Source organism: Aidingimonas lacisalsi (genome assembly GCF_008079445.1).
Lineage (GTDB): Bacteria > Pseudomonadota > Gammaproteobacteria > Pseudomonadales > Halomonadaceae > Aidingimonas > Aidingimonas lacisalsi.
On the sequence record NZ_VRYH01000002.1, the window covers coordinates 620,469 to 644,820 of the forward strand.

Consider the following 24,352-nt stretch of genomic DNA (forward strand, 5'->3'; position numbering starts at 1 on the left):
GTCACACCGCTCCACTGGTCAAGAGTGTCGGCAGCCGAATCAGCAGCACGTGGTGGAACAAGAACCACAGGCCACCGGCGATTACGAGCGTGCCCACCGCCAACGGCAGTGGGCGGCGCAGGCGAAACAGCCACAGTGTCAAGGCGACGAGTGGCAGCGAGGGAAGCAGAAATCCCAGGCTGGCCACTGCGATGGCGGCGATGAGTACGGCCGCCATCAGCACGGGCAACGGCGACAGCGACCTGCTGCTCATCGCCGTGGCGTGCGACAACTCGACGAGAGTGATCGCCAGGGCGACCCCACACCACAGCGTCAGTACGACACGTGGTACCAGCATGGCATCGGTCGGGCCGCGCCAGGCATGGAACGCCAGCACGATGCCGACAAGGAACAAGGCCAGGCCCAGCAACACCCTGGGGTTGGCCAATCTCGCAATCATGACGCTTACCTCGCTGAATGATGGGGTTGCGGGCTTATTCAATCAGGCCGACATCGCGTAATACTTGCTTGTTGGCGTCGTAACGCTGCTTCACGAAGGCTTCGAAGTCTTCCGGTCCGAGATAGGCGATGCCGGCCTTGGCATTCTCGGCGAAAGACTTGAATCGATCAGATTCAAGCGTGGCCTTGCATGCGTCGGAATACTGGGTCTTCCGCTCTTGCGAAATACCCTTGGGGGCCACTAAGCCCTGCCAGACGGCGAATTCCATCTCCGGAAGGCCCAGTTCATCGATGGTCGGCACATCCTCGTAGCCCTCGATGCGATGGTCGGCAAAGACCGCCAACGGCCGGAGATCATAGTTCGCGAGAATGGTCTCGGTATCGGCCATGATCTGGATCTCGTCGCCCGCTAGCGCATTCATGGCCGGCCCGGAACCGCTGTAGGGAATGTGTGAGGCCTCGAGGTCGCTTTCGCCCACCAGGGCGGCGACCGCCAGTTGCGGCAGCGTGCCAGGCCCCGAGGAGCCATAGAGCAGCGGCTCCTCTTGGGAGGCTGCGACGAGCTGGTCGAAGTTTTCGATGTCGGACGACTGGGACACCATCAAGAACATCGGGTTGGACGTGGTCCGACAGATGTAGGTGAAACTGTCCGGCCCGTAGGGGAGCTGTTTCAGCGACGGCTGGATGCTGAGCGCGCCGGCCGGCTCGTAGCCGATAATGTTGGGGTTGCCTTCGCTGTTGGCGACCTCGGCGGTTCCTTCCGTTGCACTGGCGCCAGCCACGTTACGCACTACCGAAGTGACACCGAGATTGTCGGAGAAGGGCGGCTCGAAACTACGTGCGACGATGTCCGTTGCACCACCTGCAGCAAAGGGCACGATGATGTCTAAAGTGTCCTGGGCAAACGCAGAATGCGAGGTGCCAGCGAGCATCAGCAGGATCAGAGAACGACGTACAGGCTTCATTGTTAATTTCCTCGTATCGCTACGAAATTTAATGAATTTATAAAAAATCATTATTAACAATAACTTAATATATTTTATTAAGGTATATTGCTTGTATATCGTAGCGCTACGATTTTTGAGGTACAATGTGTATCGGGTTGTGCTTTCGTCGTATGGCTAGCTATACCGCTTATGAATCAACGTTTCGTTCAGGCACGAATACGTCGCAACCTTTTATAAAGCAATCAGTGGTTTGGACTACATGCCATGGTCACCCGAGGTGTCACGAAGCGCCTCGGTAGTCACAGTGATGCTTGTATAACCCTCTGAATCACCGGAATAGGGCTGTAACAGTGGCAAGACAAAGACGAAACTCTCAACGGGCCACCATGGGCGAGGTTGCCCAATTGGCGGACGTCTCCCCTAGTACGGTATCGCTCTATCTACGCCATCCGGATAAGGTTTCCAGCCAGCGAGCCGAACGCATCCAAACGGCAATTGATCGGTTGGGCTATCTTCCCAATACCATGGCGGGAGGGTTGGCCTCTTCGCGCTCCAACGTGATTGGCGTCATTGTACCCACCATCACCAACTCGTTCTTCTCAGCCACGCTAGAAACCTTGGAGCGGCATTTACGGCCTGCGGGCTACCAATTACTGATCGGCAACAGCGAATTCGATGAGTCACGCGAGGAAGAGCTGGTCCGGTCAATCCTGAGTTGGAATCCTGCTGGACTGGTGCTGACGGGCTTTGTCCATAGCCGCAAATCGATTTCGCTGCTTACCAAGAGCGATACGCCCATCGTGGAAATGTGGGATTTCGGCCAGAAAGGACTCGATATGGTGGTCGGCTTCTCCCATCGCACCTGCGGAAAATTGGTAGCAGAGCATTTTCTTGCTAAAGGCTATCGGAAAGCGGCCTTTCTTAGCACCAGTTTCCAGCGTGATATACGGGCGAAGGAACGCTATCAAGGGTTTCGTGAGGATATGACGAATGCCGGCGGCTCCGTTGTGCTACGCGAGTTGCAGGGACGTAGCAATACCGCGGAGACCGGAGACCTGGTGCGAGAATTATTGAGTGATCACGCTGACCTGGAAGCCATTTTCTGCGCTAACGATATAGTGGCACTTGGTGTCCTGCTCGAATGCCAGCGTCAAGGATGGCCGATTCGCGATCGACTCGCCGTAGCGGGTTTTGGCAACCAGGACTTCACCGCCAGCACCGTGCCGCCCATGACAACCGTTGAACCGCCTAGCCAGGAAATTGGCCAGCATATCGCCCGGATGTTGCTTGCGCGTTTGGGGGGGGACTTGACGGAGCAAGAGACCCGTCTCGATCTAGGTGTCAGGCTAGTAGCCAGAGAGAGCACGTAACGCCAGGGTTTTGCTGCATTGATCGAAGCAACTGGTTGCTGGCTGATTCCCCTGGTGATCGTCCATGCACAGTTAGACGTTCTATCCGTCATCGTCGGCCTGTATGCCAGCATCTTGCCTGTGTTGGCACTCGGCGTTGCTGTGGTTGGTGATGTCCCGGGCCTCCTGCTTACTCTTGGAGTTCCTTTACTCCGCCAATGACGGGGCTGAGTCAGGGGCGAGGAGCGGGGTCGGGGACCGTTGAGCACTTGGATGGCGCCCTCTGCAGGATTCGAACCTGCGACCTGCCGCTTAGGAGGCGGCTGCTCTATCCTACTGAGCTAAGAGGGCGAAGCGCCGTATTATAGGCGGCTGAACTGCGGAGATAAACCCGCTGAGATTCCTTGTGCTGCGGACTCCCATGCCCTGGCATCAGGATCGGTCGGCCGCTCGAGGGGGGGGGGGGAGAGCGGCCGTCTTGGCTGGTCAATAGTCAAGTTTTCAGGTATTTGACTAGCGCAGCGATTGCCAATCCAAATAGTGTCAGCATTGCGAGGGGCATGATCCAGCCAACCCATCCCATACTGCCCATCACTGAAAAGCATTCTGCCATCATCGCTTATCTCCTCTGGGGCATGGCCCCGTGCCGGGTGGTTCTATCAGGGGAAGGGGCAGAACCTTATGCTAGGGGTATTATTTTACTCGTTTATAACAGATCGATATACTGAAATAAACCTTGGTACAGCATATAGGTACATGATTTTTCAGTAATAATGCATGATAATGGTGTGAAATAGAGGGTTTGCCCGTTTCAGGCTGGTTTCAGCTTCATGAGGTAGAATATTGCTGTCAACAAGACAATGAAAGGGAGGTATCCATGCGAGCATCATTTCTGACATTGGGCTTTGGGTTGCTGGCTTCCACCGCCATGGCAACAGGAGAGCACGAGGGGGATCATAGTAGTCAGGCGGAGGCTGAACTCGATCGTACCGTCAGCGTTGTGGCGGGTGATATGTGGTTCGATCCGGAAGCATTGAATGTGGAGCCGGGAGAGACCATCGAGTTCGAGATTCACAATACCGGAGATGTCGAGCACGAGTTCGTCATCGGGGATACCGGAGCTCAGGAGAAGCATCGTGAGATGATGCAGGAAACGGGCAGTGAAGGGCATCATGATGATCACGCAAGCCATAGCAGTCACGACATGGAAGAGGGGGAACATGGCGGTAACATGCCTGCTGTCACGATTGCTTCGGGAGAGACCGAGTGTCTGGTCTGGACCGCTCCTGACAATGTGGATGAGCTTGAATTCGCGTGTAACATCCCGGGGCATTATGAGTCAGGCATGTATGGGGTCATCGATCCCCAGGGTTGATCCAGGAAGCTGTTGCTTCTGTTGCTGCTGACCGACTGGACCTTCGAGGATTCCATGGCGGTGTTCCGCAACCTCAAGACCGCCGAGGGCTACTACAACTTCCAGGAGCGTACCGTCGCCGACTTCTTCGCCGATGTCAGGGAAAAGGGCTTCGCGGCGACGGCGGGGATGCGTGGCATGTGGGTGCGGATGCGCATGAGCTCCCGCGACATCGCCGACGTCACCGGTAGCACCTACACCTACCTGCTCAATGGCCTTTCTCCCGAGGAGAACTGGACGGCGCTGTTCAAGGCGGGTGAGCGGATCCGCCTGAGGGTGATCAACGGCTCGGCGATGAGCTACTTCGACGTGCGCATCCCCGGCCTGAAGATGACCGTGGTGGCGGCCGACGGCCAGTCGGTCCAGCCAGTACCGGTCGACGAGTTCCGCATTGCCGTAGCCGAGACCTACGACGTGCTGGTCGCCCCTGAAGACGACACGGCCTATACGATCTTCGCCGAGTCGATAGATCGCAGCGGCTACGCCAGGGCCACCCTCGCGCCACGTAAAGGCATGGCGGCCGAGATTCCCGAGCGTCGCAAGATCGCTGATCGAGGCCATGGGCGCCCAAGGCTGATGTTCTGATTTTTAAACGCTAACTCAGAACAGGGCTAGGGAGATGAGAGTGTTGCAGGCCACGGCCAAATGCGCTACCTGTCTGGCGTCGATGCGGGCTGGACGCTTTTTAGCGTCTCGTTATTCATCCCGGTCACGCCGATGAAGCCCGAGATGATTGTGCATCAGCAAGTGCATACCGAGACACAGCAGCATGGGCAGCAGCAGCCAGGCACTACTGCCCAGCGATCCTCCTCGCCACAGCAAAAACGCTGCGGCGCCGCCCATCAGAGCGACGCAGATCAGCATCATCAGCCCATGGCCAGTGTGGCCGTTCGCCCCTGAAGTGGGGCGTTCCTCGTGGTTCTCATGGGAAGGATCGGAATGGTTCATGAAGATTCTCCAGCGGGTTGGGTGCGGGCATAGCGGCGCTTTAGTAGCAGGGAGTTGCCGATCACCGACAGTGAGCTGGCAGTCATGGCGACCACGCCGACCATGGGATGCAGCAACCCCACGGCGGCGATGGGAATGGCGGCCAGGTTGTAGCCACTGGCCCAGATCAGGTTCTGCACGATCTTGCCGTAGGTGGCACGCGAGAGGTGCATGGCCTCCACCACGCCGGTCAGCTCGCCGCGGACCAGGGTCACGTCGGCCGCCTCGATGGCCACGTCGGCGCCGGCGCCTATGGCGATGCCCACGTTGGCCTGGGTCAGTGCCGGGGCGTCGTTGATGCCATCGCCGACCATTGCCACGTGCTCGCCGTGCTTGGCCTGAAGGGCACGGATGGCGTCGACCTTGCCTTCCGGCAGTACGCCGGCTTGGACCTCGTCGATGCTCACCTCCTCGGCCACGGCATGGGCGGCGCGCTCGTTGTCGCCGGTGATCATCACCACGTGCAGGCCGAGGTCATGCATGCCGCGGATGGCCTCGCGCGATTCCTCCTTGAGGGTATCGGCAACGGCGACGAGGCCGCGCGCCTGGCCGTCGGCGGCGACGATCACCACGGTGCGCCCCTTGTCCTCGAGGGTCTGCATGGCTTCGTCCAGGGCCTCGAGGCCGGTGACGCCCTCTTCGTCGAGCAGGCGGCGGTTGCCGATCAGCACGCGCTGTTCACCCACCTTGCCGGAAACGCCGCGCGCCCCGGTGGAGCGGAACTCGCTGACATCCTCGGGCGGGACATCGCGCTCGCGGGCGCCGTCGACGATGGCCCTGGCGATGGGGTGCTCGGAGGCGTTCTCGACGCTGGCGGCGAGTCGCAGCAGTTCGTCCTCCTCGACGCCCTCGGCGGCGACCACGTCGGTCAGCCTGGGTTCGCCGCGGGTGATGGTACCGGTCTTGTCGAGCACCATGACCTTGACGTCCTTGAAGGTCTGGATCGCCTCGCCGGAGCGGATCAGGATGCCGCGCTCGGCACCGATGCCGGAGCCCACCATCAGTGCGGTGGGCGTGGCCAGGCCCAGGGCGCAGGGACAGGCGATGACCAGCACGGCGATGGCGGCCAGTATTGCCAGCACCGGCACGGCCGCCTCCGGATTCACCCAGGGCAGGAAGGTGGCGCCCCAGTCCAGGATCGGCCGCAGCGCCTCCGGGAACAGCGCCCAGGCCACGAGGCTGGCCAGGGCGATCGCCAGCACCGCGGGCACGAAGCGCCCGGTCATGCGGTCGGCGAACTCCTGGATCGGCACTCGCGAGCCCTGCGCCTGGTCGATCAGGCGCACCACCTGGGAAAGGAAGGTGTCGCCGCCGACGCGGGTCGCCTTGACGCGCAGACGCCCCTCCTTGTTGATGGTGGCGCCGATCACGGTGTCGCCGTGGCTCTTGTAGACCGGTACCGACTCGCCGGTGGCGATGGACTCGTCGAGGTGGCTCTCGCCCTCGACCACTTCGCCGTCGGTGGGGATCTTGTCGCCGGGCCGGACGATCATGATGTCGCCGGGGGCGAGCTCCTTGACCGGCACTTCGACCTCCTCGCCGTCGCGCTCGACCCGTGCCGTCTTGGCGCCGAGGGTCAGCAGGCGGCGGATTGCCTGGGAGGCGCGTCCCTTGGCCAGCGCTTCCAGGTAGCGCCCCAGCAGGTGGAAGGTCATGATGGTGGCGGCCATCTCGATGAACGAGGTCATGGGATAGACGAAGCCGACCAGGCCGATCAGGTAGGGCGGCAGGCTGCCCATGGAGATCAGCACGTCCATGTTGAAGGTGCCGTTCTTCAGCGAGCGCCAGCTCGAGCGATGGGTGGCGATGCCGCCGTAGAGGAACACCACCGGGAAGGCCAGTACGGCGATGAGCGCCAGATACCCCGGGATCGGCTGCCAGAACATGTGCGGCATCATCAGCAGCATGATCAGGGTGGTGGGTACCGCGGCGATGATCAGCCGTTGGCGCGCCTGGCGGAGGTAGCCCTCCTCGATCTCGGCATCGGCCTCGGCGTCATCTTCCTCCGCTTCTCCCTGCACGGCGGCCACGTCGTAGCCGGCCCCCTCTACCGCGCGCTTGAGGGCATCGCCGCCGGGGCCGTTAGCCTCGACCGTTACCTTGACCTGGTGGTTGGCGATATTGGTGTGGATATCGCCCACACCTTCAAGGCGCTCGAGCGTCGTGCGCACGATGCCGGCACAGTGGTCGCTGCCCATACCGGGGACCGTCAGGGTGATGCGGTTATCGGTCATATCGGCCATTGCTCTCCTCCTGATCGCCAAGGCCAGGTGGTCGGCCTATCGGTGGCCGCCCACCTCAATGGATGAGAATGCTCAGTGATGGGACTCGTGATCCTCGGGGGTGACGCCGGTACCGCTGGCACCGAGTGCCAAGGCGAGTCCGAGGACGAGGGTGTGCTTGCGCATTTCCATGATCGTTCTCCTGGCGAGCTATTGGGCCCTTTCAAGGCTTTTGCTTACATTATTTCGGTTAGGTGCTGCACATAGGTCAATGCCATGTAACAACCATTAGGGGTGAGGAAAGACGACCAGGGTTCAGGGTCTGAACCTTTGTGTCAGCGGATCGACGGGAATCGGAGAAGTATTGGGCGTGGAATTGGGTCGCAATCAGAAAAAGAGTCAGCAGCATCAGTGTGGTCATATCGACACGACGCCATGGCAAGGTGTGGGCAAGACTAAGACGGGGTGTCGAAGTGTTCTTGGCCATGGTGTCAGACAAATTGTTAGGAAGTGGTTCTCTTAGCATAGACCAGAGGTACTACCTGGCCGTTGATCCACATCAAAGTTGATGAACGCAGGGTACCTGGGGGATGGCCAGGTTCTCAGACTCTTAAGGGCGCTATGGAATAGCTGCCAGTTTCAATTGATAACGTCGTGTGCGAACTAATGGCGTTGTCAACCCCTCTTAGCATTAATGGAGCTCCAACTGTTACATTATCCGATGCATTACCCCTGATCGGGTTGATGCCAAAGAAACAGGAGGTTTCAGCCATGAGTGAAACGACACCAGCCTCCACGAGCATAGCCTCTGTGGCCCGCGTCTATCGGATGAAAACGGCGGAGCACCTTTGCCCCTTCGGGATGAAAACCGTCGCTCTGCTCAAGCGCAAGGGGTATGAGGTGGAGGATCATCCATTGACCTCGCGTGATGAGATCGATGCATTTCAGGCGCGCGCCAATGTCGATACCACGCCCCAGGTCTATATCGGCGAGGAGCGGATCGGCGGTTATGAAGAGGTGCGTGCGTATCTGGGGCTGAGCGTGCCGAATGCGAAGGAGACTACGTACCGACCGGTGGTCGCTCTGTTTGCGACGGCGTTGTTGATGGGGCTGGCGATCAGTTGGGCCGCTACCGGCTCGTTCTGGACGGTGCGGATGCCGGAGTATGCCATTGCCACCGCCATGTGCCTGTTGGGACTGCAAAAGCTCAAGGATGTCGAGAGCTTCAGTACGATGTTCCTCAATTACGATCTGCTGGCCCAGCGCTATGTTCCGTATGGTTATTTTTACCCCTATGCCGAAACCCTGGCGGGCATACTGATGCTGGCGGGGGCACTGATCTGGATTGCCGCGCCGTTGGCGCTCTTCATCGGTGCCGTCGGGGCCGTGTCCGTGTTCAAGGCCGTCTATATCGATAAACGCGCGTTGAAATGCGCCTGTGTCGGTGGCGACAGCAATGTGCCGCTGGGTTTTGTCTCGCTGACCGAAAACCTGGTGATGGTGGCGATGGGAGTGTGGATGCCGCTACGGATGCTTGTGTCATGAGCTCCGCTCTCCAGTAGCCCGTCAGTGGCGCCCCACGGTTTCATGAGCCACTGTCCAGTGCCGGGCCTGGTCACTCAGTGTCAGGCCGAGGCCGGGGCGCGTCGGTACCTGCATGCAGCCGTCGCGAATCTCGATCCGTTCTTGAAACAGTGGCTCCAGCCATTCGAAGTGTTCTACCCATGGCTCGGTGGGAAACGCTGCCGATAGATGCAGATGGATTTCCATGACGAAATGTGGCGCCATCTTGATGCCGGCATCGGCGGCATGGTGAGCTATCTGCAGAAACGGCGTTACACCGCCGATACGTGGTGCATCGGGCTGAATGAAGCTGACCGAACGGTGATCGATCAATAGCTGCAACTCCCGGAGGTTGGAGAGCATTTCTCCTGTGGCGATGGGCGTGTCGAGTCGCGCATTGAGCCAGGCATGGCCTTCGGGGTCATGAGCGGATACAGGCTCCTCGATCCAGGTCAGGCCGAGATCATCGATCCCTCGGCCAAAGCGCATGGCCGTGTTGCGATCCCATTGCTGATTGGCGTCGATCATGATGGGAACGTCATCGCCCAAATGCTTGCGCAAGGTGGTGACACGACGAATGTCTTCATTCAGATCGGGCTGGCCGACCTTCATTTTGACGCCGCGAATACCGTTGGCCCGCGAACGATCGGCATTGGCACAGACCTCTTTGATAGCGGTGCCGAAATAGCCGCCGGATGTGTTGTAGGTCGGTACGGCATCACGATATGCACCGAGTAGCTTGGCTAGAGAGAGCCCGGCACGCCTGGCTTTCATGTCCCACAAGGCGGTATCGAAAGCGGCGATTGCCTGAACGGCGACGCCGCAGCGATCGACGGAGGCGCTTTGCCAGGCGAGTTTCTCCCATAGTTTCCCGATGTCATTGGGGTCCTCGCCGATGACGAAAGGGGCCAGCTCCAGGGCATGGGCGTATTGGGCCTTGCCTCCGGCACGCAAGACATAACCGAACCCGAGCCCTTGGTGTCCTTCATGCGTTTCCAGTTCGACGAATGTCAGCGATACCTCGGTCATGGGGCGTTGGCGCCCGGTCATCACCTTGGCGTCACTGATCGGTTTGTCGAGGGGTAGAAGGATATGTGACAACGTGGCGCTGGCGATGGTGTCATGCGACATCAGGGCGCCTCCTGTTAAGGGCGTGACTTTGACCCTAATTAGTCATACATCATATGTAAATACAGCGTCGGTAGTACGCGCACAGTGAACGGTCAATAAGAACAGCCGATCTGACCGGCATCGAACGCCTGCTTGACTTGTTGATAGACATCCTGGCTGATGTCGATGGCCTGTTGATCGGCGGTCGGAGGCTGCAGGATGCTTTCGTTTGATTCACATCATACTGTCATGAAGCATTCCCTCGTATCCTCTCTGTCAGGGAACATGAAACCGCGTGGAAGGGCCTATGGACGACGATGAGTATCGCGATTATGACGGCCTGGGGTTGGCGGAACTGATTCGTCACGGTGAGGTTAGCCGTGAGGCGGTGTTCGAGGCGGCTTGTCGTCAGATCGATCGGCACAATCCCTCCCTGGGAGCCGTCGTCAGGACACGCTATCAACGCGCCAGGGCGGAACAGGCGGCTGTGACGACCGACGCGACGTTCTGTGGTGTCCCGTTCCTGACCAAGGATCTGTTGATGGCTTTGGAGGGTGAGCCGTTGAGTTTCGGTAGCGCCGCTCTGGCCGATTGGCGTCCGGCTAGCGATTCGACACTGGTACAACGGGTGCGGTGTGCCGGGCTGGCGATTCTGGGACAGACCACCACGCCGGAGCTGGGGTTGATGGGCATCACCGAGCCCAAGGCCTTCCCGCATCCGCGTAATCCCTGGGACCCATCACGCTCCCCGGGCGGCTCCAGTGGCGGCGCGGCCACCGCCGTGGCGTCCGGCATGGTGCCGCTGGCCGGTGCGGGTGACGGGGGCGGTTCGATTCGTATTCCGGCCAGCCATTGCGGGCTGTTCGGTTTCAAGCCGTCACGTGCCCGTGTACCGCTGGGGCCCATGCATGCGGACGTGTGGGAGGGGGCGGTCGTCGAACATGCCGTGACGCGCAGCGTGCGTGACAGCGCGGCCTTGCTCGATGAGACCAACGGCATGGATGAAGGTGGGCCTTTACCGATACGTCACGAAGGTGGTTACCTGGCCGCTCTGGAGCGTCCACTGCCTGCGTTGCGGATTGGCGTATCCCTGGGCGAGTCGCTTGGCTCCCCGTTCGGCACGCAATTGGATGACGAGGTCACAACGGCCCTGGAACGGACCGCCCGGCACTGTGAATCGCTGGGCCATCACGTCGAGTGGGCGGAACCCGTCCTGGACGGTCGGGCCATCGCCGAGAGTTATCTGTCGTTATATCTCGGGCATCTGGCGGCTGATCTGGCCTGGATCGCCAAAGAGACCGGTGTGCCGATTTCGCGGCTGGCGATCGAGCCGTCGACCCGTGCCATCGGCCGCCTGGGACGGCACCTCAAGGCCAGCGACTATGTGCTGGCGAAGCGTTACTGGAATACCCTGGGGCGGACCATGGGTGAGTTCCACCGCCGGTTCGATGTGTTATTGATGCCGGTGGCGGCATCGCCGGCGCCACGCAGGGGCGCGTTATACCCGTCGCCGCTCGAGGAGCGTTTGATGTCGATACTGGCGCTGCCGGGCCTGTCGAGGCTGGCGTTCAATGCCGGTGCCTTGGCGTCTCTCGCTCGGAATGCGCTGCGTGAGACGCCGTTCACGCAATTGGCCAATCTGACCGGTCAGCCGGCCATGTCGTTACCGGTGCACATCACCGCTGGCGGGTTGCCGGTCGGCGTCCAGGCCATGGGGCCGATGGGCGACGAGATGCGTCTGTTTCAGTTGGCGGCTCAGCTTGAAGAAGAGATTGGCTGGCAGCGTCATCTGCCGGTTAGCACCATTCCCTGATACGGGTAGAATGATCAGCCCACTGTTTTCCTGCCGGAGTTCTGATGGTCGCTCGCCCCCCGTCCACTGCCGATTGGTTGTCGCCCGAAGGCGACCGCCATTTCGACGACCTGGTGGAGAAGTTTGCCGATAGCCTCTATGGCAGAACGCGCGGGGCGCTGCGACTGGCGATGCTGGATCATCTGTTACCGCGCATGCTGACGCTCGAGTCGCAACCGGTGCTGGAAGTCGGTGCCGGGCTGGGACAGATGGCGGTGTGGTTTATCGAACGTGGGCACGCCGTGACCGTCACCGAACCGGCTGAAGCGATGCTGTCACGCGCCCGGGAGCATTTGGGCGGACAGGCGGAGGGTTACGTGCAGGCGCCCTTGCAACGCTTAACCGAATTCACGCCGGGTCCCTGGCCGCTGATCGTCTGCCATGCCGTGTTGGAGTGGCTGGCCGAGCCACGTACGGCGCTATCGACGCTGAATGGGTTGCTGGCCCCGGGCGGTCAAGTGTCATTGATGGTATTCAATAGAGATGCCTTGCGCTTCTCCAATGTACTCAAGGGGAATTGGGACAAGGTGCAACAGGATGATCTGGCCGGACAGGGACGCGGTCAGCGATTGACGCCGATCTCCCCACTGAGCCACGCGCAGATCGCTCGCTGGGCGGCCGAGGAGGGCTTGACGGTCGAGTCGGTCGCGGGGATTCGGGTATTTTCCGATTATTGTGGCGTATCAGCGGCGTCTGCTGAGACCTACGATCAACTCTTGGCTCTCGAGCGGCAGTACTGTCAGTGCGAACCGCACTGGCGACTGGGGCGCTACCTGCTCTATACACTGCGCAAGCCGCATGCGGGGCATGATGAGGGGAATGCATGAACGCCCAGACACCTGTCTGCCAGTTGCTGGAACGCCAGGCGATGGACTATCGGCAGTGGTGGTGGGTGGCTCCACCGCAGGATGACTGGTTGCTGGAGGCCGGTGGCGGCGTGATCAGTGGCGACCAGAGCGTGCTCGATGCCTGGCGAGCCAGCGGTAAGTCCGCCGGTTCGGCTCTCTCCACGGAACCACTGGAGGATATTCCCGGCGCCGTGCTGTTCTGGCCCAAGAGCCATGCGCTGGGCGAGTGGTGGTTATTGTCGCTGTGCGAGCGGTTACCGGCCGGTACGCCACTGCAGGTGGTGGGTGAGAATCAGGGCGGTGTCAAACGGGTGCTCAAGGTCCTGGCGGCACTGGGATTGGGGTGTCGCAAGCGTGACAGCGCGCGGCGCTCTACGCTGTTCGAGACTCGGCTGGAGCGGGTTTCCGTGGCGGCCGATGCCGTCTGGCAGACCTTCGAGGCGGAGCATCTGACCCTGGCCAGCCACCCGGGCGTCTTCGGACATGGCAAGCTAGATGATGGCACACGGCTGTTGTTATCCACGCTGGAAGCCCATCTTCCCGATGCCCCGGGGACGGTGCTCGATCTGGGGTGCGGTGATGGCGTGATCAGCGCCTGGTTGTCGGAACGCCGTGCGAATATCACGGCGGTCGATGTCAATCTATTCGCCGTTGCAGCGACCCGGTGCACGCTGCAGACCAACGGCCTGACGGGAGAGGTCCTGCCCAGCGATGTCTACTCGGCCCTGGATGAGCGCCGCTTCGATATGATCGTCAGCAATCCGCCTTTTCATCAGGAGCGAACGATCGATTACGGCCCCGCGGCGCGGCTGATTCGTGCGGCCCCTCAGCACCTGACACCAGGTGGCCAGCTGATACTGGTGGCCAATGCGTTCCTGCCCTATCCCGATCTGCTGGAATCGACATTCGGTCACTGCGAGATACTGGCCGATGACCGTCGATATCGGGTGTATCGAGTGGTGCTATCTCAGCGTCACGCGATTTAACGATCGGCTGAAACGCGGAATATGCTAGGGTAGCGAGAGTTTCGTCAGGATAATCAACCAAGACCGGTCAGGTCATCGAGGCAGGGAATGCATGAATTCTTGAGCCAGTCATTGTTCCTGGATTCCGGAATGGTGAGCCTCTCATATGCCATCATGCTGGTGGCGTATCTGGTGCGTGACATCCTGATCTTGCGGATTCTGTTGATCGTTGCCTCGATGGCCATGCTGCTTTATGGCGCCAGTATCGACAACTTGGCCATGCTGGTCTGGAATTCGTTATTCGTCGCCGTCAATGGTGTCCAGGTAGCCATACTGTTGCACGAACGGCGCATGCTGGAATTGCCCGACGAGCTCGATCGAATCCACCGGGCCGTCTTCTGGTTCATGACGGCACGCGAATTTCGTCAGCTCTGGCAGCGAGGGCAACGTGAAACTCGGTACAGCGGCGGCATTCTTCGTCAGGGTGAGGTACCCGATCGCATCTACCTAGTGCTTGACGGAGAAGTGCGTGTCGAGCGTGATGGCCATACCGTCGCCTGCCTGGGACCCATGTATCTGGTCGGCGAAATGAGCTACATCAATCACGCCAGTGCCAATGCCGATGTGGTCATCGATGACCATGTAGAACTCATGATCTGGACCCATGAGGATCTGAGCCGCTTGGAGCGAAGGCGTCCTCACCTCATACAGAAATTCAATGTTATCGTCGGGCAGGACCTGGTGCGCAAGATCGGTGCATGATCAGATCTGCACTGCAATCGTGGTATATTCCTGAGATCTTGTCCGTCGATGACAATGATACATGTTGAAGCAGGGAAATGACGGATCATGCCGAAAAGGCCATCGCCGCGTCTGACGGTGAGGGCGGCTGGGCTTGCTCTGACGCTCCTGGCGGTACTGGTGCAAACCGGGCATGTGCCCGGTGTATCAGGCCTTTATCAGCGGCTTGAGTTGCTCGCCTATGACTTGCGACTGGCAGGTCAGGTCGACGATGACTCGCAAGTCGATGAGCGTATTGCGATCGTGGATATCGACGAATCGTCGCTGGATCGGGAAGGGCAATGGCCCTGGCCACGCCAGCGTTTGGCGACCCTCGTCGAGCGGATGCGTGATGCCGGCGCTGCCGTTGTCGCCTTCGACATCATGTGGCCCGAACCGGAGCGTAATAGCGTCTCTCAGCTTGCCGAGTCGTTACCCGAAGATGAGGCAGCCTCCTTCGAGGAGGAGTTTGCTGATCTGGCAAAGCGTATCGATGGTGATGAAGCGTTGGCCGAGGCTCTCGAAGCCAGTGAATCGGTGCTGGGTTTCACGCTTCACGATGAGGCCAATAGTAGCGGTCAATTGCCGCCACCGCTGAAAACCGATCTTGCTGATCCCACCAGTTTGGGCATTCCCGAGAGAACCTCTTATACCAGTAACATTCCTGTCTTACAGGAGGCCGGTGAACACGGTGGCTTTTTTTCGTTGCAACCCGACCGGGATGGTGTGATTCGTCGGGTGCCGCTGGTGGCCCGTCATGACGGTTCTGTTTATCCTTCTCTGTCTCTGGAGACCCTGCGCCTGTACACCCTGGCCGATAAAGTGGGCCTGGAAACGGAAAGGGCAGGCGACCAGCAGGTGCTGGAAGCGATAGATGTGGGCGGCACCCGAATTGCCACCGATGCCGAGGGCAACATGCTCGTCCCCTTCCGTGGTCCCAGGGGAAGTTTTCCCTATGTTTCCGCTGCGGATGTTCTGGATGGACGGGAGGAGGCGTTGTCGACCCTTGAGGGTGCTATCGTGCTGGTAGGTACTACGGCCCAGGGGTTGTTCGATCTGCGTAACACGCCGGTAGGTGGCGTTTTTCCAGGAGTGGAGATCCATGCCAACCTGCTGTCGGCGATGCTGGATGAGCGCCAACTGGTCAGCCCCGACTGGGGGCGCGGTACAGAAATCGCGACGACATTGGCCCTGGGCATTCTACTGGCGTTGTTGTTGCCGACACTCTCTCCCATATGGCAGGGCATCACGGTGTTCCTGGCCGTCATGGGGGCCGTCCTCGGCAATCTATGGGCCTGGTACACGGTCGGCATTGTGCTGGACCTGGCCGGGTCGTTGCTCGTTGTCGTGATGGTGGCAGCGCTCAACCTGGCCTACGGTTTTCTGTTCGAATCACGCCACAAGCAACGCATCAAGCGAATGTTCGGTCAATATGTGCCACCGGCACTCGTCGATGAAATGAGCGCAAACCCCGACCGTTATGGTTTTCAGGGAGAATCACGCGAACTCAGTGTGCTGTTCAGCGATATCCGCGGGTTCACGGCGTTGTCAGAGCGCTTGAGCGCGAATGAACTCAAGGACCTGCTCAACCGGTTTTTCACCCCCATGACACGGGTCATTTTCGAGACCCGTGGCACTGTCGACAAGTACGTAGGTGACATGGTCATGGCGTTCTGGGGAGCGCCGCTGTCGGACAAGCATCATGCGGAGCAATCAATCGAAGCCGCACTGGCCATGCTGGATGAAGCGGCTCGTCTACGTGACACCTTTCGCCGCGAAGGATTACCACCGATCGAGATCGGGGTGGGAATCAACAGTGGTGTCATGAACGTGGGGGATATGGGATCGGACTATCGGCGCGCCTATACGGTGCTGGGGGATGCTGTCAATCTGGCAGCACGTCTGGAGGATGTCACCCGATTTTATGAGGTGGGGATCGTGATAGGAGAGCGCACCCGGGAGTTGGCCGGCGAGTCTTTCATCTATCGCGAACTCGATCTATTGCGTGTCAAAGGGAAGTCTCGGGCAGTACGTATCTATCAACCCGTCTGTCGTCGTGAGGATCTCACCACGACGGAGCGCCAGGCTATCGACGCTTACCATCAGGCTTTGCAGGATTTCCGTGCCCAACGTTGGAGTCAGGCTGACCGGTGTTTTGCACGACTTCAGGAACAATATGAGCACGATGATCAACCGCCGACAAAGCTGTATGCGCTCTATCGTGAGCGTATCGCTATGCTGCGGGAGCAGACGCTGCCTGCGGATTGGGATGGAGTGTATGTGCAAAGAGACAAGTGATGGGACACCTCCTTGCCGCGGTTCTGGCGCGAGGTGCTTGGGAGTGTTACTGGCCATGATCCTGATAGCGTCAGTGACGGAGCCTGTGCCCGCCGATGATGACGAAGACGCCCGTGCCGCGGCCGAGGAGATCGAACAACGCCAACGTCAATATAATCCACGTCACGCTCATGAGTGGGGCAACCGCCACTTGGCTGCATATGGCGGAAACCCTGACTTCGATTATGCGTTGGCAATGGCGGCCCTTGCTGCCGATCGCCCTTCCCATGCGCAGGCTGCGCTGAACCGGGTGCTGGATGTTCAGCCATCGCATGGTCGTGCTCGGTTGGAATTGGCGCGTGCTTATTTCCAACTTGGCGAATATGACAGTGCCCGGGAGCAGTTCCAGCGGGTATTGAACAACGATCCCCCCAGTCAGGTGCAGGACAATATTGAGCGTTTTCTGACAGCGATAGCGTCGCGTCAACGCGAACAGGAAGCCCACGTCGAAGGCTATATGGGAATCAAGACGGGCCACGACGACAACCTGAACAGTGCGACCGGCGATGAATTCTTTTTGCCGATGCTGCCCGAGATTCCTTTGGCCGTCGAGGATATCGACGACGAATTTCTGACACTGGAAGGTGGCGCGTCTTATCGTCGTCCCGTGACGCAACATAGCGGTCTCTTTGCTGGTGTCGACCTCAGCGAACGCCGTTATCACCACCATGACGAGTACGATCAGCGCCAGGTTCGGCTGCGGGTCGGTGGTCGATTCGATACAGATTGGGGGCGTATACGCCTGCCGTTGGAATGGCGTCAACTGCAACTCGGTGGGGACAGTTACCGCCGCTATACCGGTTTCGGTGCAGAGCTCTCCCACGAGTGGCAGCCTGGCCGTAAGCTGCATCTATTTGGGCGTGTCGGCGCCACCGACTATCCCGATCTGGCTAGTCGGGATGTCAACAGTGCGTCACTTGGTGGAGGGATAGAACAGTGGCTACCCGGTCCTGGACTTCGGTTGTCGGCTGGGGTGTACGCCGGTATCGAAGAGCCTCGTGGCGATGGGGCCGGTCATTATGGTCGCGATTATCAGGGGGTCAGGTTGGGGGTGGACTGGCGTGCCACCGAGTCGAACACATTCTCGGCCCAGGTAGTTCATCAGCGAGCCAGTCATGATGATGAAGAGCCTCTGTTTGCCGACCCTCGCCGCGATCGCCTGACGCAAGCCTCGCTCGATTGGTGGTGGCAGCTCGACGATGGGTGGCGATTGGGCTCGGGGGTCAGCCATTTGGTCAATGAGTCTTCGATCAAGCTCTATGATTATGACCGTACTCAGGTGCAGGCTCGAGTACGTTATGTATGGGAGTGAGACAGCATGTTCCAGATGAGCGCTGCGGCAGGCCGATGGCCTTCAGCCGGCCTGATCCACTGCTTACTGTGGGGAATGTCGTTACCGGCTGTGGCTGATGATGAGCCGGCGGGAGTCGTGCTCAGCACTAGTGGTGACGTCGAGGCCCGTATGGAGGGTGAGGCCAGGATATTGTCCCGGCGTTCCGAGGTGTTCCCTGAAGAGCTTGTGGTGACGGGGGAATCGTCGCGAGGGCAGATTCGTTTCGAGGACGGTGAATTGGTCCAACTGGACGCTGATAGTGCACTTCGTATCGATGAGTTCGTCGAGCCCGACGCGGATGATGAAGAGGAAGTGGGTCGTAGTACCAAGTCGCTGCTCAAAGGGGGCATGCGTGCCATCAGCGGGGCCATCGATGGTGAAGAGACATATGCCGTGGATACCCCGTCGGCCACCATTGGCATCCGTGGTACCACTTATCGACTATTCGTCGAGGATGATGGGGCTCTCCACGCTGCAGTTCAGGATGGTCGGATCAGTGTGGATAACGAGGCGGGTGAGTTGGTCATCGGGGATGACGAAAGCTATCGCATTGCTTATGTCACCGACCGTTCGACACCACCGGAGGGGCGTATATCGATGCCTGAGCCACTCGGCCGCATCCTTGGTAGCGATGATGGCGGTGATGATGGTGACTCACGAAGCAGGGCCGGCGACGCTGGCGAGTCAGAGGAGAGCGTGCTCTATCTCGATCAATCATTGCAGAACGATGAGGCTTATCGCGAAGGATTCGAACCCGAACCCGAACCCGAACCCGAGCCGGAACCGGAACCGCAAGAACCCGACTTGATAAGTACTCAGGACGATGCCTTCCTATCCCGTGAGGGGGAATGGATCGAGGCAGCCGATGTCGAATACTACGACGATGATACGGCCAGGCTCGTTCATACCGTGGATGGCGAAAACGTAACCATCGGTGATGATGATGGGATGTATCAGTCGGCCGACAATCTCGAGGTGAGTTGGGGCGCCTGGAATGAACCGCTGGAAACTCGCGAGGATGGTAGTGAGAGTGAACTCGATGAACCGGTGGTATGGATGGCGTATGAGCCAACACCTGATGATGTAGTCGACGAGAGGTTTTTGAGCACGGAGAACAATGTGACCTATAGCGAAATATCCGGATTCGTCGGGCAAGCGGCATCTGGAACATTGGTCACCGAAAGTGGTGAACAGAGCATCTCTGCTAACTTGACTAATTTCGGGTTTGGAGCGGAATTTGCTCTTGATCTGTTATTGACATTTCCCGAAGAAAGCTGGGATGCCTCCTTCGCAGGCGAGTTTTCCGCGAATGAATTGCGGGGGGTGCTGGACGAAGGAACCTATGACGACGGTAGTGGAGAGATAGCCATCGATAGTGGTGAGTTGCTCATGCATCTGGTCGGAGAGGACGCCGAAGGACTCGCCGGGCGGTTTGGACTGGAGGCCGGTGATGCCGAGACCCGGGGCGTCTTCCTGCTGGAAGGTGAGTGAGAGTCAGGCGTTAGGGGCGCGATAACGAATATCGGTAATGATATAGGTCGTTTCCCCACCAGGAGCGGCGACCGTGGCTTCGTCGTCGAGCCCCTTGCCGAGCAGGGCCTTGGCGAGAGGGGCGTCAACGCTGATCCAGTGCTTACCGGTGTCGGTTTCGTCATGGCCGACGATGCGTATGGACAATTCATCGCCGTTCTCATCTTCCAGCGTAACGAAAGCTCCAAAGTAGACGCGCTCGGTGTCGGCGGGTAGCCGGTCGATGACCTGGACTTCGTCCAGGCGTTTGGTTAGGTAACGAATACGTCCCAGCACCCGATGCAGTTCTTTCTTGTTGTAGGTGTAGTCGGCGTTTTCGCTGCGATCGCCCTGAGCGGCCGCTTCACCAACCTTCGTTGAAAGCCGCGGCCGCTCGACACGTGTCAGGTGGTCGAGAATGCCTCGCAGTCGCTCAGCGCCTTCGGCCGTGATCAAGTTGCTCTTGGGCTCCTGGCGAGGATCCTTGGCGGGATCGCGCCAGCGTGTCATGTTGCGACCTTTCATTATCTTGCCATCCACCTCGCTATGCTATGGTGCGAACCTTACGTAAGCATGGGCGTAACGCCAACCCGTCAATGGTGACTGGCTTCCGTTTCAAACGTTCGTTACAGTGCGTTGGTGATCCTGTGACCTATCCGCTGGGTAAACACCGTATGGACAGTCGCAGTCATTATTCAGACAGAGCGTAGTGAATCCGAGTCAGCACAAGGAGTGAGACATGTCATATTGTCGTTCAACCGTGGCTGTCATGCTGGTGATGATACTGATGGGGCCGGTCACGACACTGGCTGATGATGGTGAGGTAGCCGCGCTGCGTGAGCGTTGGGAAACCATTACGACCGACATGCCGGATGACGCACGCGGACAAGCGTACGCCGAGCTCGTCGAGGAGGCGACGCAGCTGGTCGAGTCATCCCCTGATGATGCCGATGCGCTGCTCTGGAAAGGCATTGCTTTGGCCTCTGAGGCACGCGCCAAGGGAGGCCCCGGTGCATTAGGCTTGGCCAAGGAAGCCCGTGATGACCTGGAACGAGTCGTGGAACTCGATCCGAGTGGTGGTAACGCGTCCGCGTATGTCACGCTCGCCGTGCTCTATCAACGCGTGCCCGGTTGGCCACTCGGGTTCGGCGATAGTGACACGGCAGAGGCGCTGTTCCAGAGCGCGCGGCAAATTCGACCCGAGGGTATCGATGTCAATTACTATTATGCTGTCTTCCTCGAAGAAGAAGGGCGCGTCGATGACGCGTTAGAACACGCGCGACTGGCCGTGGAGGGTGAATCTCGCGAAGGACGCACGGCGTCGGATGAAGCGCTGCGTGATGACGCATGGAAGCTCATCGATCGTTTGTCGTCCTGAACCTATTCCCTGATCGGGACAATGCGCCCTTGGGGCTAGCCGAAGCGTCGGTACAAGCGTGTAATCTCTCGATTGGCAGCATGGCGCCCGGTCAGGATAATGAGGCTTTCGCCACCGCAAGGAGATGTCATGGACGAGCGATCGAAGTCTGCCGGCTCTCTCGCGTTGCCTCGTTTCGGCGCCAGCGATGTCGAGCGTTGCGACGATGAATGCCTTTATCAAGGTTTCTTTCGTCTGGAGCGGCGTCGTTTGCGCCACCGCTTGTTCGATGGCGGCTGGAGTGAAGAGGTCGTGCGTGAAGTCCATGTTCGTCATGATGCCGTCGGTGTGCTGCTTTACGATGTGGAGCAAGATGCCGTGGTGCTGGTCGAGCAGATTCGCGCTGGGGCTCTCGACGACCCGACCAGCCCCTGGAAATTGGAAGTGGTGGCGGGCCTGGTCGAGAATGGTGAAGATCCCGCCGATGTTGCACGCCGTGAAGCACTGGAAGAGGCGGGCTGCGAGGTGGGCGAGCTGTTCGAGTTGTATACCTACTATCCCAGTCCCGGGGCTTGCAATGAGCGCGTCAGTCTATACTGTGGTCTGATCGACAGCCACGGCCTGGGCGGCGTGCATGGCCTCGATGAAGAGAATGAGGACATTCAGGTGCATGTCGTTGCGTATCCTCGGCTTTCTCAACTTGTCGGGGCCGGTCGGTTGGACAATGCCATGAGCTTGATCGCTTTCCAGTGGTTGGCACGTGAACGAGCTTCGCTGCGGGCGGCTCATTGATGGTATGTAACGATGACGTTGAGTATCGAATAGAGGTAATGTCGTGACGAAAGCCGCTTATGTCACAGACCTGAAGACGTTGCAGGGCGAATGCACTGCCAACTATGTGCGTCTGGTTCGCATGCTTGGCGATCTGGAAGCCGGTGAAGTGCGTGAAGTGGCCTTGAAGAATCACGACAAGCGGCTTGGTTGCTTGTGGCTGGAAGTGCTGGAGTGTGCACCGTACACCTCGATCATCAGGGTGTCGCAATCGGGGGTCCTGGATGATTTCGTCGATCCGCCACGCATGCGAGTTCATCTGTATCACGATGTCCGGATGGCCGAAGTGACTGATTTTCAGCGTAAACGTCATTTCGATGGTCGTTACCGGTATCCGAATGCCCATATGCATCAGCCGGACGAAAAGCTGCAGCTCAACCGTTTTTTGGGTGAGTGGCTCCAGCACGGTCTGGCTCACGGCCACTCACTGGATCTGCCGGAGCTGCGTTGATGCGTGTGATTCAGGTGACCGATAGCCACCTGTTTGCTGACCCTCGGGCTCGGGGACGACTCGGAATGCCCCTGCCTCAGTTGCACGATGTCCTGTTGCATGTGCGCCAGCTTCGGCCTGACGTGTTGTTGGCTACCGGTGATATCGCTCATGACGAGACGCCGACGGCATATCAGCATGCCATCGATGCTTTCGCTACCATGGAATGCCCCTGGTTCTGGATACCCGGCAACCATGACCACCAATCGCTCATGGCCGAGTATCACGAGATGCATGAGGATGTCGATCTGGAAGGTTGGCGTCTACTGGCGTTGAATTCTCAGGTCAATGGCCAAGCGCACGGGCGCCTGGGACCGGAACAGCTCAGGACTCTGGCTGACCGGCTAGAGGACGATGCACGCCCGACCTTGCTTGCCATGCATCATCAGCCCGTGGAAATCGGTTCCGCCTGGATCGACAGCATTGCCCTCGAGGATCGAGAGGCTCTCTGGCAGGTACTCGCGGCCTATCCTCAGGTGCAGGCCATCGTTTGTGGGCACATCCATCAAGCGTTTGCCAGTCAACGCCATCTTGAAGAGGGTGTCATTGCCGTCTATGGATGCCCCTCCACCTCGGATCAATTCCTGCCGGGAGCGGATGAGTTCGCTCTCGATACCGCGTCACGCCCTGGTTTTCGAGTGATCGATTTGTACGAAGCGACTCTGGATACCTGGGTCGAACGGGTCGATCCTTTATCTTGTTATTCTCTTTTGAGCTAAAAGGATATTGCTTGATTCTTTGACGTTATCTCTGATGGGTAAGTACCCTAGCATCCATGTACGCTGGACGCACGGCAATACCTGACGTCCTCGTGAGACTCTGTACAGGCTGAGTCGCGAGGTACGTACGGACGTGCAGCATCCGAGGGAGATGCTTGATGACCGTTGTTTTTATTGATTCCTGAATTCTTCTGGATATTCGATGACTGAGTTAACCCCCGAACGACAGACGCACCTGAAACAGCTCGAAGCCGAGTCAATCCATATCATCCGTGAGGTGGCGGCCGAGTTTGCCAAACCGGTGATGCTGTACTCCATCGGCAAGGACTCCTCGGTGATGCTGCACCTGGCGCGCAAGGCCTTCTATCCCGGTACGCCGCCGTTTCCGCTGATGCACGTCAATACCACCTGGAAGTTCCGCGAGATGATCGAATTCCGCGATCGGATGGCGCGGGAGTCGGGCATGGAATTGATCGAGCACATCAACGAAGAGGGGCGTCAGGCGGGCATCAATCCCTTCGACCATGGCAGTGCCAAGTACACGGATATCATGAAGACCCAGTCGCTCAAGCAGGCGCTGGACAAGTACGGTTTCGATGCGGCATTCGGGGGCGCACGCCGCGACGAGGAAGCGTCGCGGGCCAAGGAACGGGTCTACTCGTTCCGCGACAAGTATCATCGTTGGGACCCGAAGAACCAGCGCCCGGAGTTGTGGAATATCTACAACGCCAAGGTCAACAAGGGCGAGTCGATCCGGGTGTTTCCGCTGTCCAACTGGACCGAGCTGGACATCTGGCAGTATATCTACCTGGAATCGATTCCCATCGTGCCGCTGTACTACGCTGCCCCCCGCCCGGTGGTCGAGCGTGACGGCATCGACATCATGGTCGATGACGATCGGTTGCCGCTGGAGCCTGGCGAAGTGCCGGAAGAGAAGTGGGTCCGCTTCCGTACGCTGGGTTGCTACCCGCTGACCGGCGCGGTGGAATCGAAGGCCACCACGCTACCCGAGATCATCCAGGAGATGCTGCTGACCAAGACCTCCGAACGCAGTGGCCGTGCCATCGACCACGACCAGGCTGGCAGCATGGAGAAGAAGAAACGCGAGGGGTATTTCTAACGCTTGTTGGTCTGATCGCGACTGAAGTCGCTCCTACATGACACCAGGCGAGGTAGCCGAGGTGGGTAGGAGCGGTGTCGACCGCGATGCTTCGTTTGCATGGCTCCACCCATATTTCCATTTTCCCAGGGTTGATTATGTCCCACTCTTCTCCCTTGATCGCCGACGATATCGAGTCCTA

The 24,352-nt window shown here is 59.1% G+C and carries 22 protein-coding genes and 1 tRNA gene; 16 read left to right on the top strand and 7 right to left on the bottom strand.

Features of this window, described 5'->3' with window-relative positions:
- Position 1 precedes the first annotated feature (1 nt).
- The gene (locus FVV99_RS06075) at positions 2 to 439 is read right to left on the bottom strand and encodes a tripartite tricarboxylate transporter TctB family protein (RefSeq protein ID WP_148253129.1); all 438 of its coding nucleotides are present in this window, start codon (positions 437 to 439) and stop codon (positions 2 to 4) included.
- A 34-nt stretch (positions 440 to 473) separates the two neighbouring features.
- Entirely contained in the window at positions 474 to 1,403 is a 930-nt protein-coding gene (locus tag FVV99_RS06080; protein WP_161598968.1) for a Bug family tripartite tricarboxylate transporter substrate binding protein, read from the bottom strand.
- 368 nt (positions 1,404 to 1,771) lie between these two features.
- Here FVV99_RS06080 and FVV99_RS06085 point away from each other — a divergent pair, with 368 nt between their 5' ends.
- On the top strand, positions 1,772 to 2,755 hold the full coding sequence (locus FVV99_RS06085; RefSeq protein ID WP_148253131.1) for a LacI family DNA-binding transcriptional regulator: 984 nt from the start codon (positions 1,772 to 1,774) through the stop codon (positions 2,753 to 2,755).
- 253 nt (positions 2,756 to 3,008) lie between these two features.
- Here the strand turns inward: FVV99_RS06085 and FVV99_RS06090 are convergent.
- Positions 3,009 to 3,085, bottom strand: a tRNA-Arg gene (locus FVV99_RS06090).
- A 526-nt stretch (positions 3,086 to 3,611) separates the two neighbouring features.
- Between FVV99_RS06090 and FVV99_RS06095 the strand changes: the two genes are divergently transcribed.
- Complete coding sequence (locus FVV99_RS06095) at positions 3,612 to 4,109, top strand: cupredoxin domain-containing protein (RefSeq protein ID WP_148253132.1); 498 nt, start codon at positions 3,612 to 3,614, stop codon at positions 4,107 to 4,109.
- Positions 4,110 to 4,121: 12 nt separating this feature from the next.
- Complete coding sequence (locus FVV99_RS06100) at positions 4,122 to 4,733, top strand: hypothetical protein (RefSeq protein WP_456236713.1); 612 nt, start codon at positions 4,122 to 4,124, stop codon at positions 4,731 to 4,733.
- Between the two features lie 111 nt (positions 4,734 to 4,844).
- Here the strand turns inward: FVV99_RS06100 and FVV99_RS06105 are convergent, their stop codons facing one another.
- Both FVV99_RS06105 and FVV99_RS06110 read right to left on the bottom strand, forming a co-directional pair.
- Positions 4,845 to 5,096, bottom strand: coding sequence for a hypothetical protein (locus tag FVV99_RS06105; protein WP_148253133.1), 252 nt, complete (start codon positions 5,094 to 5,096; stop codon positions 4,845 to 4,847).
- Positions 5,093 to 7,378 (bottom strand): heavy metal translocating P-type ATPase, encoded by a 2,286-nt coding sequence (locus FVV99_RS06110; protein ID WP_148253134.1) that lies wholly within the window; start codon positions 7,376 to 7,378, stop codon positions 5,093 to 5,095. The genes FVV99_RS06105 and FVV99_RS06110 overlap by 4 nt, the downstream gene beginning before the upstream one ends.
- A 750-nt stretch (positions 7,379 to 8,128) precedes the next feature.
- Between FVV99_RS06110 and FVV99_RS06115 the strand changes: the two genes are divergently transcribed.
- Positions 8,129 to 8,902 (top strand): MauE/DoxX family redox-associated membrane protein, encoded by a 774-nt coding sequence (locus FVV99_RS06115; protein ID WP_148253135.1) that lies wholly within the window; start codon positions 8,129 to 8,131, stop codon positions 8,900 to 8,902.
- Positions 8,903 to 8,923: 21 nt separating this feature from the next.
- Here the strand turns inward: FVV99_RS06115 and FVV99_RS06120 are convergent, their stop codons facing one another.
- Entirely contained in the window at positions 8,924 to 10,051 is a 1,128-nt protein-coding gene (locus FVV99_RS06120) for an L-talarate/galactarate dehydratase (RefSeq protein ID WP_148253136.1), read from the bottom strand.
- Between the two features lie 286 nt (positions 10,052 to 10,337).
- Here FVV99_RS06120 and FVV99_RS06125 point away from each other — a divergent pair, with 286 nt between their 5' ends.
- The 7 genes from FVV99_RS06125 to FVV99_RS06155 all read left to right on the top strand — a co-directional run bounded on the left by FVV99_RS06125 (position 10,338) and on the right by FVV99_RS06155 (position 19,636).
- Positions 10,338 to 11,843: an amidase gene (locus FVV99_RS06125; protein ID WP_148253137.1), complete on the top strand. Its 1,506-nt coding sequence runs from the start codon at positions 10,338 to 10,340 to the stop codon at positions 11,841 to 11,843.
- Positions 11,844 to 11,887: 44 nt separating this feature from the next.
- Positions 11,888 to 12,709 (top strand): methyltransferase domain-containing protein, encoded by an 822-nt coding sequence (locus tag FVV99_RS06130; protein ID WP_148253138.1) that lies wholly within the window; start codon positions 11,888 to 11,890, stop codon positions 12,707 to 12,709.
- Entirely contained in the window at positions 12,706 to 13,716 is a 1,011-nt protein-coding gene (locus FVV99_RS06135) for a methyltransferase (RefSeq protein ID WP_148253139.1), read from the top strand. Before FVV99_RS06130 ends, FVV99_RS06135 begins: the two co-directional genes overlap by 4 nt.
- Positions 13,717 to 13,803: 87 nt before the next feature.
- On the top strand, positions 13,804 to 14,457 hold the full coding sequence (locus tag FVV99_RS06140; protein WP_148253140.1) for a cyclic nucleotide-binding domain-containing protein: 654 nt from the start codon (positions 13,804 to 13,806) through the stop codon (positions 14,455 to 14,457).
- 87 nt (positions 14,458 to 14,544) lie between these two features.
- Positions 14,545 to 16,773 carry a CHASE2 domain-containing protein gene (locus FVV99_RS06145; RefSeq protein ID WP_148253141.1) on the top strand — a complete coding sequence of 743 codons (2,229 nt, stop codon included), beginning with the start codon at positions 14,545 to 14,547 and terminating at the stop codon, positions 16,771 to 16,773.
- A 55-nt stretch (positions 16,774 to 16,828) separates the two neighbouring features.
- Entirely contained in the window at positions 16,829 to 18,124 is a 1,296-nt protein-coding gene (locus FVV99_RS06150) for a tetratricopeptide repeat protein (protein ID WP_161598969.1), read from the top strand.
- Between the two features lie 6 nt (positions 18,125 to 18,130).
- Positions 18,131 to 19,636, top strand: coding sequence for a FecR family protein (locus tag FVV99_RS06155; RefSeq protein ID WP_148253143.1), 1,506 nt, complete (start codon positions 18,131 to 18,133; stop codon positions 19,634 to 19,636).
- Positions 19,637 to 19,639: 3 nt separating this feature from the next.
- Here FVV99_RS06155 and greB read toward each other — a convergent pair whose 3' ends face one another.
- Complete coding sequence (gene greB, locus FVV99_RS06160) at positions 19,640 to 20,179, bottom strand: transcription elongation factor GreB (RefSeq protein WP_148253144.1); 540 nt, start codon at positions 20,177 to 20,179, stop codon at positions 19,640 to 19,642.
- A 214-nt stretch (positions 20,180 to 20,393) separates the two neighbouring features.
- Between greB and FVV99_RS06165 the strand changes: the two genes are divergently transcribed.
- From FVV99_RS06165 to cysD, 5 genes are all read left to right on the top strand, one after another.
- On the top strand, positions 20,394 to 21,032 hold the full coding sequence (locus tag FVV99_RS06165; protein WP_148253145.1) for a tetratricopeptide repeat protein: 639 nt from the start codon (positions 20,394 to 20,396) through the stop codon (positions 21,030 to 21,032).
- Positions 21,033 to 21,161: 129 nt separating this feature from the next.
- A complete protein-coding gene (locus FVV99_RS06170) occupies positions 21,162 to 21,803 on the top strand; it encodes an NUDIX domain-containing protein (RefSeq protein WP_148253146.1) in 642 nt (213 codons plus the stop codon).
- Between the two features lie 43 nt (positions 21,804 to 21,846).
- Positions 21,847 to 22,293, top strand: a complete 447-nt coding sequence (locus FVV99_RS06175; RefSeq protein ID WP_148253147.1) for a DUF1249 domain-containing protein — start codon at positions 21,847 to 21,849, stop codon at positions 22,291 to 22,293.
- Entirely contained in the window at positions 22,293 to 23,051 is a 759-nt protein-coding gene (locus tag FVV99_RS06180; protein WP_148253148.1) for a metallophosphoesterase, read from the top strand. Before FVV99_RS06175 ends, FVV99_RS06180 begins: the two co-directional genes overlap by 1 nt.
- 202 nt (positions 23,052 to 23,253) lie before the next feature.
- Positions 23,254 to 24,171, top strand: a complete 918-nt coding sequence (gene cysD, locus FVV99_RS06185; RefSeq protein ID WP_148253149.1) for a sulfate adenylyltransferase subunit CysD — start codon at positions 23,254 to 23,256, stop codon at positions 24,169 to 24,171.
- Positions 24,172 to 24,352: the final 181 nt, after the last annotated feature.

Bases quoted from the DNA above. Each gene is read 5' to 3' on its own strand.
- FVV99_RS06075 (WP_148253129.1), bottom strand. From the start codon at position 439: ATGATTGCGAGATTGGCCAACCCCAGGGTGTTGCTGGGCCTGGCCTTG.
- FVV99_RS06080 (WP_161598968.1), bottom strand. From the start codon at position 1,403: ATGAAGCCTGTACGTCGTTCTCTGATCCTGCTGATGCTCGCTGGCACC.
- FVV99_RS06085 (WP_148253131.1), top strand. From the start codon at position 1,772: ATGGGCGAGGTTGCCCAATTGGCGGACGTCTCCCCTAGTACGGTATCG.
- FVV99_RS06095 (WP_148253132.1), top strand. From the start codon at position 3,612: ATGCGAGCATCATTTCTGACATTGGGCTTTGGGTTGCTGGCTTCCACC.
- FVV99_RS06105 (WP_148253133.1), bottom strand. From the start codon at position 5,096: ATGAACCATTCCGATCCTTCCCATGAGAACCACGAGGAACGCCCCACT.
- FVV99_RS06110 (WP_148253134.1), bottom strand. From the start codon at position 7,378: ATGGCCGATATGACCGATAACCGCATCACCCTGACGGTCCCCGGTATG.
- FVV99_RS06115 (WP_148253135.1), top strand. From the start codon at position 8,129: ATGAGTGAAACGACACCAGCCTCCACGAGCATAGCCTCTGTGGCCCGC.
- FVV99_RS06120 (WP_148253136.1), bottom strand. From the start codon at position 10,051: ATGTCGCATGACACCATCGCCAGCGCCACGTTGTCACATATCCTTCTA.
- FVV99_RS06125 (WP_148253137.1), top strand. From the start codon at position 10,338: ATGGACGACGATGAGTATCGCGATTATGACGGCCTGGGGTTGGCGGAA.
- FVV99_RS06130 (WP_148253138.1), top strand. From the start codon at position 11,888: ATGGTCGCTCGCCCCCCGTCCACTGCCGATTGGTTGTCGCCCGAAGGC.
- FVV99_RS06135 (WP_148253139.1), top strand. From the start codon at position 12,706: ATGAACGCCCAGACACCTGTCTGCCAGTTGCTGGAACGCCAGGCGATG.
- FVV99_RS06140 (WP_148253140.1), top strand. From the start codon at position 13,804: ATGCATGAATTCTTGAGCCAGTCATTGTTCCTGGATTCCGGAATGGTG.
- FVV99_RS06145 (WP_148253141.1), top strand. From the start codon at position 14,545: ATGCCGAAAAGGCCATCGCCGCGTCTGACGGTGAGGGCGGCTGGGCTT.
- FVV99_RS06150 (WP_161598969.1), top strand. From the start codon at position 16,829: ATGATCCTGATAGCGTCAGTGACGGAGCCTGTGCCCGCCGATGATGAC.
- FVV99_RS06155 (WP_148253143.1), top strand. From the start codon at position 18,131: ATGTTCCAGATGAGCGCTGCGGCAGGCCGATGGCCTTCAGCCGGCCTG.
- greB (WP_148253144.1), bottom strand. From the start codon at position 20,179: ATGAAAGGTCGCAACATGACACGCTGGCGCGATCCCGCCAAGGATCCT.
- FVV99_RS06165 (WP_148253145.1), top strand. From the start codon at position 20,394: ATGTCATATTGTCGTTCAACCGTGGCTGTCATGCTGGTGATGATACTG.
- FVV99_RS06170 (WP_148253146.1), top strand. From the start codon at position 21,162: ATGGACGAGCGATCGAAGTCTGCCGGCTCTCTCGCGTTGCCTCGTTTC.
- FVV99_RS06180 (WP_148253148.1), top strand. From the start codon at position 22,293: ATGCGTGTGATTCAGGTGACCGATAGCCACCTGTTTGCTGACCCTCGG.
- cysD (WP_148253149.1), top strand. From the start codon at position 23,254: ATGACTGAGTTAACCCCCGAACGACAGACGCACCTGAAACAGCTCGAA.